Annotated in this window: 1 protein-coding gene; it reads right to left on the bottom strand. The window is 71.3% G+C overall.

The annotated features are described in order from the left end of the window. On the bottom strand, positions 1-223 hold a 223-nt coding region (locus tag IO24_RS41855), incomplete at both ends, for a condensation domain-containing protein (protein WP_045297770.1).

Raw genomic sequence — 223 nt, forward strand, 5'->3', positions numbered from 1 at the left:
CTGGTAGGGCCGGCCGTCCACATCGGGGAAGACCGTACGCAGCGCCTCGTGCCGCGCCACCACATCACCGAGCGCCGCCCGCAGGGCATCGGTGTCCAGGGCGCCGGACAGACGCAGCACCACCGGCACGTTGTAGGTGGGGCTGGGGCCTTCCATACGGTGGAGGAACCACAGGCGGCGCTGGGCGAAGGACAACGGCATCCGCTCCGGACGCACGACGGCA

The organism is Streptomyces flavovariabilis, assembly GCF_000725785.1.
GTDB lineage: Bacteria > Actinomycetota > Actinomycetes > Streptomycetales > Streptomycetaceae > Streptomyces > Streptomyces hawaiiensis.